Raw genomic sequence first — 16,000 nt, forward strand, 5'->3', positions numbered from 1 at the left:
GACATCCGTATTTGTCGGTTCACTATTATTTTTTATTGTCATCTATAAAAAAGCGGGGGCTTATCCCCCGCTTTTATTCATTACCAGGTATATTTCACACCCAGATTTGCGCCCCAGTTCTGGTCAACGTCACCGCCGCCCAGATAAGTGGCATCAGTGTAAGCACTGAAGTTCTTCGTAAAGCTAAACTGGGTACCCAGACCAACCCGCACTGCGGAGCCTTTCACGCCATTATCAATGCTGTCACCGTTAACATCGGCATCGTTACCAGCGTCGTCATAGACATAAGCGAGTTTGAAGTAAGGCGTAAGTGCCTGGTCACCGCCGTAGTTAAAGGTGTAACCGGCATCCACACCCGCTTCGTAACGCAGGCTGTCATAGGATTGACTATCCATGCGCATGTCGTTGCTGAGGCGATAGTCATCACCGGACTGGAACAGACCCGACACGGCTGCGTATGGCGTCACATAACCAGAGAGGTTTGGTTTCCAGTCATAGCCCAGTTTCAACCCAAAACCAACGGCGTCGGTGGTAGTGTTACCGTCAACATACTGACCATTGCTCATGGTCGCGGAGAGATCGTTGTTGAACCGGGTGTAGCTCAGGGAACTGTCGATGAACAGATCGTTCGCAAACTTCGCGGACGCGTACATCATTGCCGTCTGGCTGTCCTGATCCACCTGACCGGTGCGATCGCTGATATCGCCTTTGGCGAAACCTGCCGCACCCCCGACGATCCACTTCGCATTATTACCGTCAATCAGGGTATCCAGACCAACCATGATACCGCTCACGTCCTGATCGTAGCTGATAACGCCATTATCGCCGTCGAAGTTGCCGCCAACGTAGCTTACCCATGCCCCGCCGTTATCCGCCAGGCCATGACGGCTGTTGGTCAGACGCGCACTAACTGCATCCTGCTGCAGATTCCAGATGTTGGTGTTGGCAGACGGGATACTCAGCGCCATGTTGGCATAATCGGTCAGCGCTTGCTGTTGCAGAACAACAGTGTCGCCTTTCTGCTGCGCCTGATAAGTATATGCCCCTAAATCGGCTTTATTTGCCGCAGTGAAGCTGGCGCGGGTCTCCGTGTTGTTGTCATAAACACGGATAATCTCCTGGCCTTTATAGTCAGCAACAGAGCCGGCGCCGGTGGCGTTGTCGATACGCACGGCGTAATTCCCTGCCACGTCACCATTCACGGCCAGATGGCCGTCAGCGTTGAGTGCCACAACGCCGTAGTCGTAATCGGCTTTGCTCATATCGTTGGTGATATAGCGGGCGTTGTTCAGATCGCTGTTCAACACGTAATCACGGCTGGCCACGTTCAGCACGCCGCCATCCGTTAACACCATATTGTGCGTATCCACCTGGCCGAGGCCGAGAGACAGCTCCGCACCGTTGTCCACGGTAATGGTATTGGCATACAGCTCCGCGGTTTCCTCTGTCAGGGCCGCACGGCTGTCGCTGTCCAGATAGAGGCTGTCGGTTGCCACGGCACCATTGTCACCGATGTTCAGAGATGAAGCGTTGGACAGGGTGATGGAATCAGCCAGCAGGCCCGAGTTTTCAACATTGACCTGCGAATGATTATTCACCGTCAGCGTGTCGATGTTAGAGAGCTTACGGGTATCCCACTCAGAGCCGTTATCCAGCGTGACGTTGAACAGACCGCTCTGATAGACCGCTTCACCCGCGACATGTCCATTATTGTCGAACGTGGAATCCGGCCAGATGCTATCTGGAGAAAGGGTGCGCCAGTCAACGTCACTGTAGCCCAGGCCATACATCTGCACGGTGCCGATGGCCTCAACGCTGGACTGCGCTGCGCCGACCCATTTGCTGCCATTGGTCAGCGTGACGTCCAGCTTATCGGTGTCATCCCAGCCGTTGGTGGTTGGGTTGTATATACCGTCAGCCGTCGTATCGGTTGCCGGATCGCCGTTCGGGTAGAAGTTGTTATCGAAGGTACTGGAGAACAGGATATCGCCGGTGATCGTGGAGTGATCGAACGTTGCGGTGGTCTGCATCGCGTTGTCAGACGCACTGGCAGCAACAATCAGCGCCGCGTCGTCAGCCGCAGTGGCATTGGTTTCACCGTAATCACTCGGCTTCGCGGTTTGACCATAGAACCCGCTGGTGCCCAGGTCACTGTATGCGCCAGAGGTCAGCACCGAGTCTTTCACCAGCAGCGTGTCGGTAAAGACATTGCTGCTGTTCGCCACACCTTCCACACCGTCATACGGGGTATTATCCCGTTCCTGATACCCCTGAGTCAGGGTAATGCCGGCGATGTGAGAGTTATTCTGAATAACAATATCCGATTCCACATCCAGGGTAATTGCATTGCCCAGCGCATAGGTGTCCAGATAATGCGTTTCCGTATTTTCCCCGTTCACAACGTCATACGCATAATGCTCGTAAGTATCATTGATCGTGGAGTTATCGACGGTCAGGCTAAAACGGTCGTATTGAGAATGGGTTGTGCCGTCCGTATCCACGCCATCAGCACATGACGCGGTCATGCATTCTGAAGTGATCATGCCATTAATGGTGCTGTTGGAAATGCTCAGCGCATTCGCCCGCCCATTGATACCATCATCCAAATAATAGGTTGATATAACACCATTCACGGTGGATTTATTAATCACCGGATAAATATCACCATCGTGCGTCGCATCAGAGTAATCCCAGTCAGCGTAACCATAATACCAGGGTGCTGCTGCCGTATTATCATATCCGAAGGTATTATATGTCGTACCAGAAATATCCTTCGCATTGGCCTGAGAAGCGATAGCCAGGGTGCAGGCTAATGCAAGTTGTGATACAACCAGTTTCTTTTTCCATGTTTGCATTGGGTCATCCCTCCTCAGGGACGTAAGCAAGTTTGTCCATCTAACGATTTTGCAATACTTAATTGCGGAGGGAATTATGCATTTTCAATCTGAAAAGGTTCAATGAATCATTCCATTAAGTCCGCATTCAGACAAACAACATGAAAATAATGCAGAAGCGATGCAATGCCATCAATAATCATTATAAAACAGGCAGTTAAAACACCCTCTTATAAAGATAAAAAATATAATAAAAATAAATAGATCATTTTCAATGATATATTTACTTCATCATAGAAATAAAACCAATATTTCGAGAACAATTAACGCCAGTCGAAGGGAGAATATTATTGTTCGCGTAACGCGTTGGCATCGGGATTCCCCCTCGACAAAATGCCCACTTTGGTAAAACACCTTCTTTCACTTTGAGGTACACTAACCCTCTTTGTTCCACAAACCTCAGGCATACCATGACCGATTTAATTGCTCGTCCCCGTCGCCTGCGCAAGTCACCCGCACTACGCGCTATGTTTGAAGAGACAACACTGACCTTAAACGATCTGGTGTTGCCGATTTTTGTTGAAGAAGAGATTGACGACTACAAGGCCATCGAAGCCATGCCTGGCGTGATGCGCATTCCTGAAAAACATCTGGCGCGTGAAATCGAACGTATCGCCAATGCAGGGATCCGCTCGGTGATGACCTTCGGCATCTCCCATCATACTGACGCCACCGGCAGCGATGCCTGGAAAGAGGACGGTCTGGTCGCCCGTATGTCGCGCATTTGCAAAGAGACCGTGCCGGAAATGGTCGTGATGTCCGACACCTGTTTCTGCGAATATACCTCTCACGGCCACTGCGGCGTGCTGTGCGATCACGGTGTGGATAACGATGCTACCCTGCTGAATCTTGGTAAGCAGGCGGTGGTTGCTGCCGCTGCGGGTGCTGATTTCATCGCGCCATCGGCTGCGATGGACGGGCAGGTGCAGGCTATCCGCCAGGCGCTGGATGCTGCCGGTTTTACCGACACGGCCATCATGTCCTACTCCACCAAATTTGCCTCCTCTTTCTACGGCCCGTTCCGTGAAGCAGCCGGTACGGCGCTGAAAGGCGATCGTAAAACGTATCAGATGAACCCACTCAACCGTCGGGAAGCTATCCGTGAATCCCTGCTCGATGAAGCCCAGGGCGCAGACGCCCTGATGGTGAAACCAGCGGGAGCCTATCTCGACATCCTGCGTGATATTCGCGAACGCACCTCGCTGCCGCTGGGCGCGTACCAGGTCAGCGGCGAGTACGCGATGATCAAATTCGCCGCCATGGCGGGTGCGATCGATGAAGAGAAAGTGATCCTGGAAAGCCTGGGTGCGATCAAACGCGCGGGTGCGGATCTGATCTTCAGCTACTTTGCGCTGGATCTGGCTGAGAAGAAAATTCTGCGCTAAGGCGCAACGGTGCCGGGGGGCGGTTTCGCCTGACCCGGCCTGCTCTCCCTGCCTCACGAAACTTCACCAAACTGCAATACAACCGACATCTCCCCCTTCTACTGTCATCGCAAGACGGCAGGAGGAGTGATCATGTTTAGTCTCGATAGCGTTCTCGATGACCTTTGGCCTCAGGCGAGGCCGGCACCCTGGCAAAAAAGTCTGTTAAAAAGGCTGTTTTACGAAGAAGAATTCCAGCAATTTGCCGCAGCACACCGCCACCTGAAAGGACTGGATACGGTGGAGCAAGTTCTGGAGCACCTTGATATTCTCTGCACCGTTTCCGCCCGCGATCTCGAACAAATCCCCGAACATGGCCCTCTGGTTATCATTGCCAACCACCCGACAGGAACTCTGGACGGGCTGGCGCTGATGTACGCCGTCTCGCGCGTGCGACGCGATGTCAAAGTCGTGACCAACCGGATGCTGACCCACCTGGAGCCGCTAAGCTCGCTGTTTATCCCGGTCGATAATATGGGCGGCAGAACGGCAAAAACGTCGCTGGTACAGATGGAACAACATCTGCAAAACGCGGGCGTGCTGATCTTCTTCCCGGCGGGTGAAGTTTCCCGGCCGACGCGAAAAGGCATTCGCGATAAAAAATGGCACTCGGGATTTATCAAACTCGCCACCAAACTGCGCGCCCCACTGCTGCCGGTACATATTCAGGCGCACAACAGCCTCCTCTTTTATGCCAGCACGCTGGTATCGCCGACGTTATCCATGCTGCTGCTGATGCAGCAGATGTTCCGCCGTCGCCATAGCCAGCTGCCGATTACAATCGGTCAGCAGATTGCCTGGAGTGACTGGTATAGCGCCACCCTTTCGTCGCGTGAGATGGCCGAAAAGTGCCGTCAGCACGTGATACGTCTTGGCAAGGGAGTGCCTGGCGTCTTTAAAACCCAGTGCGCCATTGCCCGTCCGGAAGACCGGGCCACGCTAAAACGCGAGCTGGCGCAGGCCGAATGTCTGGGCAAAACCGGCGATGGAAAATCCATCTATCTCTGGCAGCGTAACGGCCAGGAAGAGGCGCCACTGCTACGCGAACTGGGCCGCCTGCGTGAGATTGCGTTTCGCGCGGTGGAAGAAGGGAGCGGTAAACGCCGGGACACTGACAGCTACGATGATGATTATCTGCATCTGATCTTATGGGACGATGAGGACCTGGAGATTGTCGGCGCGTATCGCTTTATGCCCACCGCCAGACAAGTGGAGCGTCGGGGGCCGGAAGGACTGTACAGCTACAGCCTGTTCCACTACGACGACAAAATGCAGGATGTGCTGGAGCACGGCATTGAGCTCGGGCGCAGCTTTATTCAGCCGCGCTACTGGGGACGCCGCGGTCTGGACTATCTGTGGTCAGGCATTGGTGCCTATCTGGCACGTTATCCTCACTACCGCTATCTGTTTGGTCCGGTCTCGATTTCCGGGGGCTTACCGCCTGCCGCGCGGGATCTGCTGGTGGCGTTCTACCGCCTCTGGTTCCCGGCAAGCCATCCGCTCGCGGCGTCACGCCAGCCCTACCCGGCATCGCTTCCGGACGTGCTGGCGCAGTTTGGCGGCGTGGATTATGTCGACGATCTGACGAAGCTGAAATCCCTGCTCGGCAATCTGGGCTGCGGCATTCCGCCGCTCTACAAGCAGTATTCCGAGCTGTGCGAACCGGGTGGCGTACAGTTTATTGATTTCGGAAGCGACCCGGCATTCAACAACTGCGTTGATGGCCTGGTGCTGGTGGATTTGTGTTATCTGAAGGCGAACCGCTATCAGCGCTATATTGAGGCGCATTTGTAACCCTGCTTTCCCCTCTCCCGTCGGGAGAGGGTCAGGGGGAGGCATCAGCCCGCACGGTAAAACGGTTTATCCCCTAAAATCGTCGCCCGCTGCATAATCCGACGCTGCGGCAGATAATCCGCGTTCGCATAGTGTTGCGTCACGCGATTGTCCCAGATCGCCAGATCGTTCTCCTGCCAGCGCCAGCGCACCTGAAATTCCGGCCTGGTGATATGGGCAAACAGGAAGCTTAACAGCGCATCGCTCTCTTTTTCCGTCACGTCTACGATCCGCGTCGTAAAGCCTTCGTTCACAAATAACGCCTGCTTACCGGTCACCGGGTGCGTACGCACTACCGGATGCAGCAGCGGCGGATGTTTCGCGACCGCGTCCTGCCAGCGCAGATGTTCCTCTTCGCTTTTCCGGTACTTGTACTCCTGGAAGGATTTTTTGAAGTCATGTTCGGCCCGCAACCCGCTCAGCAGCGTCCGGAACGGCACGGACAGCGCCTCGAAGGCGGCGATACCGCTGGCCCACAGCGTATCTCCACCGGTGTCCGGCAACAGCTTCGCCGCCAGTATCGCCCCGGCAGGTGGCGTTTCGATAAACGTCACGTCGGTGTGCCAGTTGTCGTTGTCCGGCGGATTATCGTTATGGGTATCCAGCACGATGATCTCCTCCACGCCTTCCGCATGGGGATAGACCGGGTGGATATGCAGATCGCCGAAGCGCAGAGCCAGCGCGCGCTGCTGCTGCGGGGTGATCGCCTGTTCGCGCAGGAACACCACCTGATGGCGCAGCACCGCGTGGTACAACTGCTCGAACTGGTTATCGCTCAGTGGACGGGTCACGTCCAGGCCGGAGACCTGCGCACCAATGTATGGCCCCAGCGGGGTGATGGTCAGACGTTCACTCATTGTATTTCTCCATGCCAGGGCGTCAGACGTCGCTGTAGCGCGCGCAGCCCCAGTTCTAATCCAAAGGCGATCACGGCGATCACCGCGATCCCTGCCAGCACGACGTCAGTCGCCAGAAACTCTCCCGCCGACTGCACCATAAACCCTAATCCGCGCGTGGCGGCGATCAGCTCAGCCGCCACCAGCGTTGACCAGCCCACCCCGAGGCCAATGCGCAATCCGGTTAAAATCTCCGGCAGCGCGCCCGGTAAAATCACAAACAGCAGCACCTGAAGACGGCTGGCACCAAGCGACTGCGCCGCGCGGATCCGCACCTGCTGCGCACTCTTCACCCCAGCCAGTGCCGACATAGCAACCGGGGCAAAAATCGCCAGATAAATCAGCAAGATTTTCGAGGTTTCCCCGATGCCAAACCAGATCACCATCAGCGGCAGATAGGCCAGCGGTGGGACCGGACGGTAAAGCTCAATCAGCGGGTCTAGAATGCCGCGCACCGTCGGGCTCAGCCCCATCGCGATACCCACCGGGATGCCAATCACTACCGCCGCCAGCAGCGCCACCAGAATACGCGCCAGACTGGCACCTAAATGCTGCCAGAGCGTGGCATCCATAAAACCCTGCGGCCCGGCGATGGTGATGAGTTTCGCCAGCACCTGTCCCGGTGGCGGAAGGAACAACGGGCTAACCCACTGTTGCGCTGCCACCGCCCACCAGACCGCGAGCAATACCAGCAACGTGCCCGCACTCAGCGTGATCTGGCGAGAGAACGGCCAGCGTAACGCGAGACGAGGACGGCGCGTTTTTTCACTGAAGACAATGCTCATGAGAATGCCTCCCGTTGTTCAAATACGCGGCTTAAAACATATTCGCGCTGTTCAATAAACAGCGGATCGGATTTGATACTGCGGACCGGTTCACCGGCCACATAGCGACGGGCAAAGCTGAGCGGCAACCGCTCCAGCACACGACCCGGCCCCGGCGAAAGCAACACCAGTTCGGTCGCCATAAACACCGCCTCTTCGATATCGTGGGTGATCAGCAGTACCTGCTTGCCCGTTTCGTGCCACAGGCGCAAAAGCAGCGTTTGCATCTGCTCACGGGTGAAGGCGTCCAGCGCACCAAACGGCTCATCCAGCAGCAACAGCTGTGGGTTTGCCGCCAGCGCGCGGGCAATCCCGACCCGCTGACGCTGGCCACCGGAAAGCTGCCAGATAAAACGTTTTTCAGCGCCCTCCAGCCCCACCTTTTTTAGCATCTCACGCGCGGTCGCCAGCCGTTGTTCACGGTGAATCCCCGCAAGCTGCAGGCCGAAGGCGACGTTTTCCTGCACGTTGCGCCACGGAAGCAGCCCTTCACTCTGAAAGACCACGCCGCGCTCTGCACCCGGACCCTCGACCCGTTTCCCTTCCAGCTGGATGGAGCCATGCTGATACGGTACAAACCCGGCGATCAGATTCAGCAGCGTGGTTTTGCCGCACCCGGACGGCCCCAGCACGACCAGCAATTCACCACTGTCCAGCGTCAGGTTGATCTCCTCCAGCACGGGTTTACCGCCGTAATCAGCAGACAGATTTGTAATATTCAGCATCGCTTCCCCCTTATTTCACAAAGCGATCGGTCACGTACTGGCTGTAATCTGTCTCCACTGCAGGCACTTTGCCCTGTTCTTTCAGAAACGTAGCGGTATCGACAATCGCTTTATTGACCGGCCCATTGAGCTGCTGAACCTGTTGTGCAGGCGTGAGATAGGTATTGCCTTTCACCAGCCCCGGCACGTCCGCTTCCGGAACGCCGCTCAGGCGCGACAGTTTTTCCAGATTGCCCGTCTCTTTCAGCCACGCATCGGGGTTGCTGAGATAAGGCTGTTGGGCGTCAATGGCGCTTTTAGCAAACGCCTTCACCACATCAGGGTGTTTCTCCGCGAAGTCTTTACGCACGACCCACACGTCGAGCGTCGGCGCGCCCCACTGCCCCACCTGTTCGGAATCGGTCAGCACGGTGCCGTCTTTTTCCAGCTCATTCACGGCAGGTGCCCAGACGTAAGCGCCGTCGATATCCCCACGCTGCCAGGCGGCAATAATTGCGGGTGGCTGCAGGTTGATGATCTGCACCTGGCCCGGCTTGATGCCCCAGTGTTTGAGCGCCGCCAGCAGGCTGTAATGGGTGGTGGAGATAAACGGCACGGCGATGCGCTTGCCAATCAGATCTTCCGGCCGGGTGATGTTTTTCTTCACGACCAGGGCTTCAGAGTTCCCGAGCTGTGACGCCAGCAGGAAAACCTCAACAGGCACCTGCTGGCTGGCAGCCACCGCCAGCGGGCTGGAACCGATATTGCCAATCTGCACATCGCCGGACGCTAATGCGCGCACGACGGCCGCCCCGCTGTCGAATTTACGCCAGTCCACCTTCGCGCCGCTTTCTTTGGCGAAAGTGTTATCCGCCTGCGCAACTTTTGCCGGTTCCGCAGAGGTTTGATACGCGACGGTAACGTCTACCGCCTGTGCCTGAAATGCCCACAGCGCCAGCGCGCCGAGAAGTGTAATTCGCGATGAAATTGCCATTGTGACTGCTCCCCTTGTTGTTATGAGGGCAGTATTTCCGGCGCAGGAATTTTGATAAAGGAATAAAAAAGAATCGTTAATTCCGATTCGTTTTTAGAAAAAAAGTGGCAAAGGATAGTGAATTTTGTGGGGTTTATTCTGGCTCCCTCTCCCGACGGGAGAGGGATGAGGTGAATGCATCAGACGACACACGGCATCAGCGCTGCGCCTTTAGCTCTGCAATGTCTGTCGGCGTGGTCCGGCAACATCCTCCAATCAACTTCGCCCCGGCCGCCAGCCACTGGGGTAAATAGCCCGCAAGCGTTTCGCAGGCTTCGCCATGGTGATGCCAGGTTTTGGTCACGGCGTCATAATGCTCCCCCGAATTCGGGTAGACCACCAGCGGCAGTGCGGTGAGGCTGTGAAGATGTTTCAGCGCCGCGGTGGTATTTTCCAGCGCGATACAGTTGATCCCCAGCGCCACAATTTGCGGATAGCGTTCCAGCGCAGAAATCACCTCGCGCAGCGGCGTGCCGTCGCTGAGGTGCTCGCTGTCACGCAGGGTAAACGAGAACCATCCCCGGGCTCGGGGATACTCGGCAAGAAGCGCCGCCAGCGCCTTGATTTCAGCAAAGGATGGCAGCGTTTCGCAGGCCAGCAGATCTGCCCCGGCATCCAGCAGCGCTTCCACGCGCGGGCGATGGAAATCGGTAAACGCTTCTGCGCTTCGCACGTAGTCACCGCGATACTCAGATCCATCCGCCAGGTATGCACCATACGGCCCAACCGATCCCGCGACCAGCAGCGTGCCTGCACGAGGGTTTTCCGCGAGATACGCTTCGCGCGCCTTACGCGCCAGCTCCACGCTTTTGCCAATCAGCGCACGGGATTGCGCCTCATCCAGGCCTCGTGCGGCAAACCCCGCAGGCGTGGCCTGATAGCTGGCGGTGATCGCCACCTGCGCGCCCGCCCGGTAGTAGTCCAGATGAACGTCGCGGATAAGATCCGGGTTTTCAACCAGCACTTTGGCAGACCACAGGCTGTCTGCAAGATTACAACCGCGCGCTTCCAGTTCCGTCGCCATCGCGCCATCCAGCACCACAAATGGCTGTTTTTCAAGGATGGCGGTAAGCGGATTATTCTGCGACATGTTCAGGCTCCTGCGATGTCATGTTTCGGGTCAGGTAGTAGGCACCATAACACAGGGCAACAAACGGAAGCCCGCAATAAAGGGCAATACGCTGACTCGGGTCAAACGCCAGACCAACACAGGCCACCACGCAGAGGATAAAGCCGAGCACCGGCACCAGCGGATACCACGGCGCGCGATACTGCAGAGCGGAAAGCGGCTGACCAGACTGAAGATGGCGACGACGGAAGACAAAATGCGACGCGCAGATGCTGATCCAGACCGCCACCACAGCAAAGCCTGAGATGGCGGACAGTGCGACAAACACCGTGTCCGGTGCCACCACGCTTGAGAACAGCGCCAGTACGCCGCCAAGCATTGAAACAGAAATCGCCGTCATGGGTACGCCGTTTTTATTAACGCGCGCAAAGCAACGCGGCAGCGTTTTTTCATTCGAGAGCGACCAGAGCATGCGGCCAGAAGCGTACAGGCCCGAGTTCGCCGCCGACAGGATGGCCGTCAGGATCACGAAGTTAAAAATATCAGCCGCGTACGGAATACCGACCTTTTCGAACACCAGTACAAACGGACTTTTTTCCACGCCCGCCTGATGCATCGGGATCAGCGCGGCCAGCACAAACACGGTACCAATAAAGAAGATGATCAGCCGGGCAATGGTGGTACGAATGGCAACCGGAATCACCTTGTGCGGGTTTTCCGTCTCACCCGCCGCGATACCGATAAGCTCTGTCCCGGAGAAGGCGAAGTTCACCGCGACCATGGTCATCAGGATGGGCAGGCCGCCGTGCGGGAACCAGCCTTCGGCGGTAAGGTTGGTTAAGCCCGGCGCGGGAGAACCGTCCTGCATCGGGATAAAGCCAAACACCGCAGCGCCGCCAAGAATAATAAAGGCAATAATGGTGATGACTTTCACCAGCGAGAACCAGAACTCGCCTTCGGCAAAGAAGCGCGTGGAGATGACGTTAAGGCCGAAGATCACCACGCAGAACACCACGCACCACGTCCAGACGGGCACCTGCGGGAACCAGTACTGCATACAGAACCCGGCGGCGGTAAAGCTCGACCCGAGCGCCACCGTCCAGGTAAGCCAGTAAAGCCACGCCACGGTATAGCCTGTAGCCGGGCCAAGATAGCGGGCGGCATAGACGTGAAACGCGCCGGTTTCCGGCATCGCAACGGAAAGTTCGCCCAGACACTGCATCACCAGCCAGACCACCAGCGCGCCAATCAGGTACGCCAGCAGCGTTCCCGCGGCCCCGGTCGTTGAAATGATATAACCAGTATTGAAGAATAGCCCTGTCCCAATGACCCCACCCAGCGAGAGCATAATCAGGTGGCGTGTTTTCATGGTGCGCTTAAGCTGCCCATTTTCTTGTTGTGTTTGCATATTACCTTCTATACGTATGGACATCTAAACATCCAAAGAAGGTGTGTTATACCGCGATTGTTAAGAAAAAGCTAGACGACCAGACGTAATCGAGCGCGCCGCGCGCTGAGTCTGGGGTGGGTTGTGAGGATCACATACAGGAACGGACGCCAGGCCATAAGTACCTCCGCAAGCAGATACTTACAGCATGGCGCGGACCCTGGCGTTCTTCGGTCAGTCGAAAGTGGTATCCGTAAGGAGCGGGTTCATACGCGGGATTTTACAGCGGCGCAATTCTTGGTAAATCCCTCAATCAGTTCTATAGTCGACACAGTTTCATCGTTACAGGATCAACTGATGCGCTTTAACGGACTGACCAAAGGTTTCTTTATCTTCATACTCGCCCTTGTCACCTGGGCTTTCTTCGACGTGCTCTCCCCCTACTTCTCCGCGATTTTATGGGCAGCCATTCTTACCGTTATCTTTAACCCGGTAAAAAACAAGCTGCGCGCGGCGATGGGCGATCGCAACGGACTGGCTTCGCTGTTAACCATCGGCATTATCTGCCTCATCGTCTTTATCCCGTTGATGGTGATCTTTTCATCGCTCGCCATTGAACTGAACGTGGTGTACACCAAGCTGCAAGCGAACAATACCCAATTCCCGGAAGTGGTGGCGAGCATCTTTAACCACCTGCCAGGCTGGGCCAGCGGCTTCCTTGCGGACCACAATCTGACGAACGCGGCGCAGATCCAGAAAAAACTCTCCGATGTGGCCCTGCAGGGCGGACAGTATCTGGCCGGCAGCGCGTTTCTGATTGGTAAAGGGACGTTTGGCTTTGCGATCAGCTTCGGCATCATGCTTTATCTGCTGTTCTTCCTGCTGAAAGATGGTCCGTATCTGGTACGCCAGATCCTTGATTCGCTTCCTCTGTCTGATTTTGCCAAACAGCATCTGTTCGCCAAATTCGTCGGCGTCTCGCGGGCAACGGTAAAAGGTACGGCGGTAGTGGCGGTGGTTCAGGGCACGCTCGGCGGGATTGCATTTGCCATCGCTGGCATTGACGGTAGCGTACTCTGGGGCGCGCTGATGGCGTTCCTTTCGCTGGTTCCGGCCGTCGGCTCGGCCATTGTCTGGGTGCCGGCCGCCATCTTCCTGTTCGCCACGCATCAGCTCTGGCAGGGTCTCTTTATCGTTGGCTTCTTCGTCATCATTGTCGGGCTGGTGGACAATATCCTGCGTCCATTGCTGGTGGGGAAAGACACCAAAATGCCGGACTACCTGATCCTCATCTCAACCCTTGGCGGGATGGAGCTGTACGGCATTAATGGCTTTGTGATTGGGCCGCTGATCGCCGCGCTGTTCATCGCCTGCTGGAACCTGTTCTCCGGTCGCGATCACGCGGGTAACGCCGAAGAGCTGGATGCGGATTTCATCGAGGAAGGAAAAAACCCTCCAGATTTGTGATGATATGACGATAAAGACCACACCAGGCGGCACTGTGCCGCCTTTTTTTTCGCCTTAAATCAAACGTTTTCTATAATTTGAAAGAACGCCATCCTTCTCATGTCGTAAAAGGATCCACAGGTGCGAATCGCAACGATAACTAACTGGGCCTATGGTGCCACGGTCTGCCTGACCCTTGTCTCAGGCATCATCATGCTGATGGCATCCAATGCCGACACCGTGGAACGTCATGCCGTGGAACAGCGGCAGCGCTTTGATGAGCTGACGGAGGATATTGAAACCGACGCCTGGGCGCAGTCCGATTTAGCCCGCCTGTACGTAATAAAAAAAGATCCGCAAACCCTCAGACAATACAGCCAGTCAGAGAACAACCTGAAAAATGTCGAGCTGAGGCTGGATAAACTGCGCGATAACGGCGCGTCCGATGAGGAGCTGTCCCTGCTGCGGGAAGGTCTCAAGATTATCGATGAGCTACAGGATGAACAGCAGACGGCCCTGACCAGTACAGAACGGGGAGAAGATGCCCAGGCCATTGCCCTGCTTTATGGTGCCCCCTATGAGCAGGCACTGGAACGCGCACAAAACCAGATTGATCACTTTCGCCAGATCCTCGACAAGCGGGTGATTGCGTCCGTGCAGGATGCCACCAAAAAATCGAAAGCGCTGCGTACGGCCTCTGAACTGATGGTTGGCCTGACCGCCCTGCTGTTTCTGTTTGTCCTGGGCTTTATCCTGAAACGCCGCGTGCTGCGCCCCGTGGTGCGCCTGAGCGACGTGGTACACCGTCTGGCGTCGCAGGATTACGCCGTCGAAACGCCGAATTTTAATCAGATTGATGAGATTGGCGATATGGCGCAGGCGATCCGTATTTTTCGTGAAAACGGCCTTGCCCGGCAACGGCTGGAAAAAGAGCGCGACGCCGACTGGGCTGTCCGCGAACTGCTGGCCCGCATGACGCAGCGGCTGCAAGGGTGTGAGAACTTTACCGATGTTATCAACGTGGCGGAGATGTTTGCCCCCAATATCGCCCCGGGGGTCCCTGGCCGGCTCTATGTCCTTGACCGCGATCCCTGGCAGATGCGCTGCGTTGCCCAGTGGCTCTCCCCCACGGGAGAGGAGATGATGTTTCATCCTGACGAATGCTGGGCAGTAAGGCGTGGTCAGAGTCATCCCCCGTTCAGCGGTAAGCCGGATATCGCCTGCTATCATCTGCCGGAATCACTGGCGTATCGTTCGCTGTGCGTGCCGCTTATTGCCCAGGGCGAGGCCATTGGTCTACTCTCATTCCAGAATATCACCGCGGAAAATGCCCCTGCCCGTGCTTATCTCGAACTCATGGCCGAAGCGCTCGGTCTGGCGCTGGCAAACCAGCGGCTACGCGATGCGTTGCTGGAAAAAGCATTGTTCGACCCGCTGACCGGCTTGCGTAATCGCCATCATCTGGAAGATACGCTTCATACCCAAATGACACAGGCCATTCGTAACGGCGAACCACTGAGTTGCATGATGATCGATATCGATCACTTCAAGAGCATTAATGACCGGTTTGGCCATGAAGCGGGTGATCAGGTTATTAAAAGCGTAGCGACGATTGTTCAGCGGGCTACCCATGACAACGGAATGGCTTTCCGCTACGGCGGGGAGGAGTTTTTAGTACTGCTTTCCGGTGCTGATGAAGAAGAAGCGCATGACTGTGCTCAACAGATTTACAACGGCGTACAAGGGTTGTCGCTACGTTATGGACTCACGGAGATTGGGCCAGTCGATGTTTCGATTGGTATCGCCAGCTATCCGCAGCACGCCCAGAGTGACAACCTGCTGCGTGCAGCCGATGTGGCTTTGTACCGGGCTAAAGAACTGGGTCGATCGCGGATTGTAAGTTTTGGGATGCTGGAGGGGGGCTAGACGTCATGTTGCGCCACTGATGCTTTCCCCTGTTCATGAGCGCGTGATAGCCCAAAGTACCACGATACCCAGCGCATTACTGCGTTTTTCAACATATAAGGTGTTATCGAGTTGATAGTCGCCCATCGGGTGACAAATACGTATCTTCTCTTTCAGTTCAGGTTCATATACTTCAGCCCCTTCACAATTATATCTGCCTACAGATTTATATTTGTAAGGAGCACTCCAGGACGACACTTTCCCATCCAGTAAATAAACCGCCGTAAAGACGACGAAAATGGCGAGAGGCATGCTGATAATAAAGGTGCCAATGAACACTTTTAGACGCTCAGAAAACGGCCAACCTTTCAACCGTCCCTTCCAGATAAAAATGACCATCAAAGCCAGCGACAAGAGCAATGAGCCGGTCGCGATGTATTGCATTGCGAGAGCGTTAATAAATGTCACACGGTAAATTTCTACGCGCCAGGTAATAAAACAAATTACCAGCGTCAATACCCCAACAATCGCTGGAATCAAAAACGAATAAGACGTTTTTTTCATATTGCACCCTTCCCTTGTCGT

Annotated in this window: 12 protein-coding genes; 4 read left to right on the forward strand and 8 right to left on the reverse strand. The window is 55.6% G+C overall.

Annotated features, from left to right (window positions below; translation table 11 throughout):
* Positions 1-80 precede the first annotated feature (80 nt).
* Positions 81-2,855, reverse strand: a complete 2,775-nt coding sequence (locus BJ887_RS19280; RefSeq protein ID WP_121340294.1) for an autotransporter outer membrane beta-barrel domain-containing protein — start codon at positions 2,853-2,855, stop codon at positions 81-83.
* A gap of 449 nt (positions 2,856-3,304) precedes the next feature.
* Here BJ887_RS19280 and hemB point away from each other — a divergent pair, with 449 nt between their 5' ends.
* Together hemB and BJ887_RS19290 are read left to right on the forward strand one after the other, a co-directional pair.
* Complete coding sequence (hemB, locus tag BJ887_RS19285) at positions 3,305-4,279, forward strand: porphobilinogen synthase (RefSeq protein WP_020885251.1); 975 nt, start codon at positions 3,305-3,307, stop codon at positions 4,277-4,279.
* 132 nt (positions 4,280-4,411) lie between these two features.
* A complete protein-coding gene (locus BJ887_RS19290; protein ID WP_121340295.1) occupies positions 4,412-6,112 on the forward strand; it encodes a lysophospholipid acyltransferase family protein in 1,701 nt (566 codons plus the stop codon).
* A gap of 44 nt (positions 6,113-6,156) precedes the next feature.
* Here the strand turns inward: BJ887_RS19290 and tauD are convergent, their stop codons facing one another.
* The 6 genes from tauD to mmuP all read right to left on the reverse strand — a co-directional run bounded on the left by tauD (position 6,157) and on the right by mmuP (position 12,085).
* Complete coding sequence (gene tauD, locus BJ887_RS19295) at positions 6,157-7,008, reverse strand: taurine dioxygenase (protein ID WP_014168804.1); 852 nt, start codon at positions 7,006-7,008, stop codon at positions 6,157-6,159.
* Entirely contained in the window at positions 7,005-7,832 is an 828-nt protein-coding gene (gene tauC / locus BJ887_RS19300) for a taurine ABC transporter permease TauC (protein ID WP_014168802.1), read from the reverse strand. The genes tauD and tauC overlap by 4 nt, the downstream gene beginning before the upstream one ends.
* On the reverse strand, positions 7,829-8,596 hold the full coding sequence (gene tauB, locus BJ887_RS19305) for a taurine ABC transporter ATP-binding subunit (protein ID WP_014168801.1): 768 nt from the start codon (positions 8,594-8,596) through the stop codon (positions 7,829-7,831). The genes tauC and tauB overlap by 4 nt, the downstream gene beginning before the upstream one ends.
* A gap of 10 nt (positions 8,597-8,606) precedes the next feature.
* The gene (gene tauA, locus BJ887_RS19310) at positions 8,607-9,569 is read right to left on the reverse strand and encodes a taurine ABC transporter substrate-binding protein (protein WP_047955097.1); all 963 of its coding nucleotides are present in this window, start codon (positions 9,567-9,569) and stop codon (positions 8,607-8,609) included.
* 196 nt (positions 9,570-9,765) lie between these two features.
* Positions 9,766-10,698 (reverse strand): homocysteine S-methyltransferase, encoded by a 933-nt coding sequence (mmuM, locus tag BJ887_RS19315; RefSeq protein ID WP_047955096.1) that lies wholly within the window; start codon positions 10,696-10,698, stop codon positions 9,766-9,768.
* Entirely contained in the window at positions 10,685-12,085 is a 1,401-nt protein-coding gene (gene mmuP, locus BJ887_RS19320; protein WP_025205021.1) for an S-methylmethionine permease, read from the reverse strand. The genes mmuM and mmuP overlap by 14 nt, the downstream gene beginning before the upstream one ends.
* A gap of 336 nt (positions 12,086-12,421) precedes the next feature.
* On the opposite strand from mmuP, the gene BJ887_RS19325 reads away from it, so the two are divergent.
* Together BJ887_RS19325 and BJ887_RS19330 are read left to right on the forward strand one after the other, a co-directional pair.
* Positions 12,422-13,531 carry an AI-2E family transporter gene (locus tag BJ887_RS19325; RefSeq protein WP_020885256.1) on the forward strand — a complete coding sequence of 370 codons (1,110 nt, stop codon included), beginning with the start codon at positions 12,422-12,424 and terminating at the stop codon, positions 13,529-13,531.
* 120 nt (positions 13,532-13,651) lie between these two features.
* The gene (locus BJ887_RS19330) at positions 13,652-15,436 is read left to right on the forward strand and encodes a diguanylate cyclase (RefSeq protein WP_121340296.1); all 1,785 of its coding nucleotides are present in this window, start codon (positions 13,652-13,654) and stop codon (positions 15,434-15,436) included.
* Between the two features lie 33 nt (positions 15,437-15,469).
* On the opposite strand, the gene BJ887_RS19335 is transcribed toward BJ887_RS19330, so the two are convergent.
* Entirely contained in the window at positions 15,470-15,979 is a 510-nt protein-coding gene (locus BJ887_RS19335) for a hypothetical protein (RefSeq protein WP_020885258.1), read from the reverse strand.
* Between the last annotated feature and the right edge of the window lie 21 nt (positions 15,980-16,000).

The organism is Enterobacter sp. WPR_3_1 (genome assembly GCF_003635055.1).
GTDB classification, from domain to species: domain Bacteria; phylum Pseudomonadota; class Gammaproteobacteria; order Enterobacterales; family Enterobacteriaceae; genus Enterobacter; species Enterobacter ludwigii.

Bases quoted from the DNA above. Each gene is read 5' to 3' on its own strand.
- tauB (WP_014168801.1), bottom strand. From the start codon at position 8,596: ATGCTGAATATTACAAATCTGTCTGCTGATTACGGCGGTAAACCCGTG.
- hemB (WP_020885251.1), top strand. From the start codon at position 3,305: ATGACCGATTTAATTGCTCGTCCCCGTCGCCTGCGCAAGTCACCCGCA.
- BJ887_RS19280 (WP_121340294.1), bottom strand. From the start codon at position 2,855: ATGCAAACATGGAAAAAGAAACTGGTTGTATCACAACTTGCATTAGCC.
- mmuP (WP_025205021.1), bottom strand. From the start codon at position 12,085: ATGCAAACACAACAAGAAAATGGGCAGCTTAAGCGCACCATGAAAACA.
- tauA (WP_047955097.1), bottom strand. From the start codon at position 9,569: ATGGCAATTTCATCGCGAATTACACTTCTCGGCGCGCTGGCGCTGTGG.
- BJ887_RS19325 (WP_020885256.1), top strand. From the start codon at position 12,422: ATGCGCTTTAACGGACTGACCAAAGGTTTCTTTATCTTCATACTCGCC.
- tauD (WP_014168804.1), bottom strand. From the start codon at position 7,008: ATGAGTGAACGTCTGACCATCACCCCGCTGGGGCCATACATTGGTGCG.
- tauC (WP_014168802.1), bottom strand. From the start codon at position 7,832: ATGAGCATTGTCTTCAGTGAAAAAACGCGCCGTCCTCGTCTCGCGTTA.
- BJ887_RS19335 (WP_020885258.1), bottom strand. From the start codon at position 15,979: ATGAAAAAAACGTCTTATTCGTTTTTGATTCCAGCGATTGTTGGGGTA.
- mmuM (WP_047955096.1), bottom strand. From the start codon at position 10,698: ATGTCGCAGAATAATCCGCTTACCGCCATCCTTGAAAAACAGCCATTT.
- BJ887_RS19290 (WP_121340295.1), top strand. From the start codon at position 4,412: ATGTTTAGTCTCGATAGCGTTCTCGATGACCTTTGGCCTCAGGCGAGG.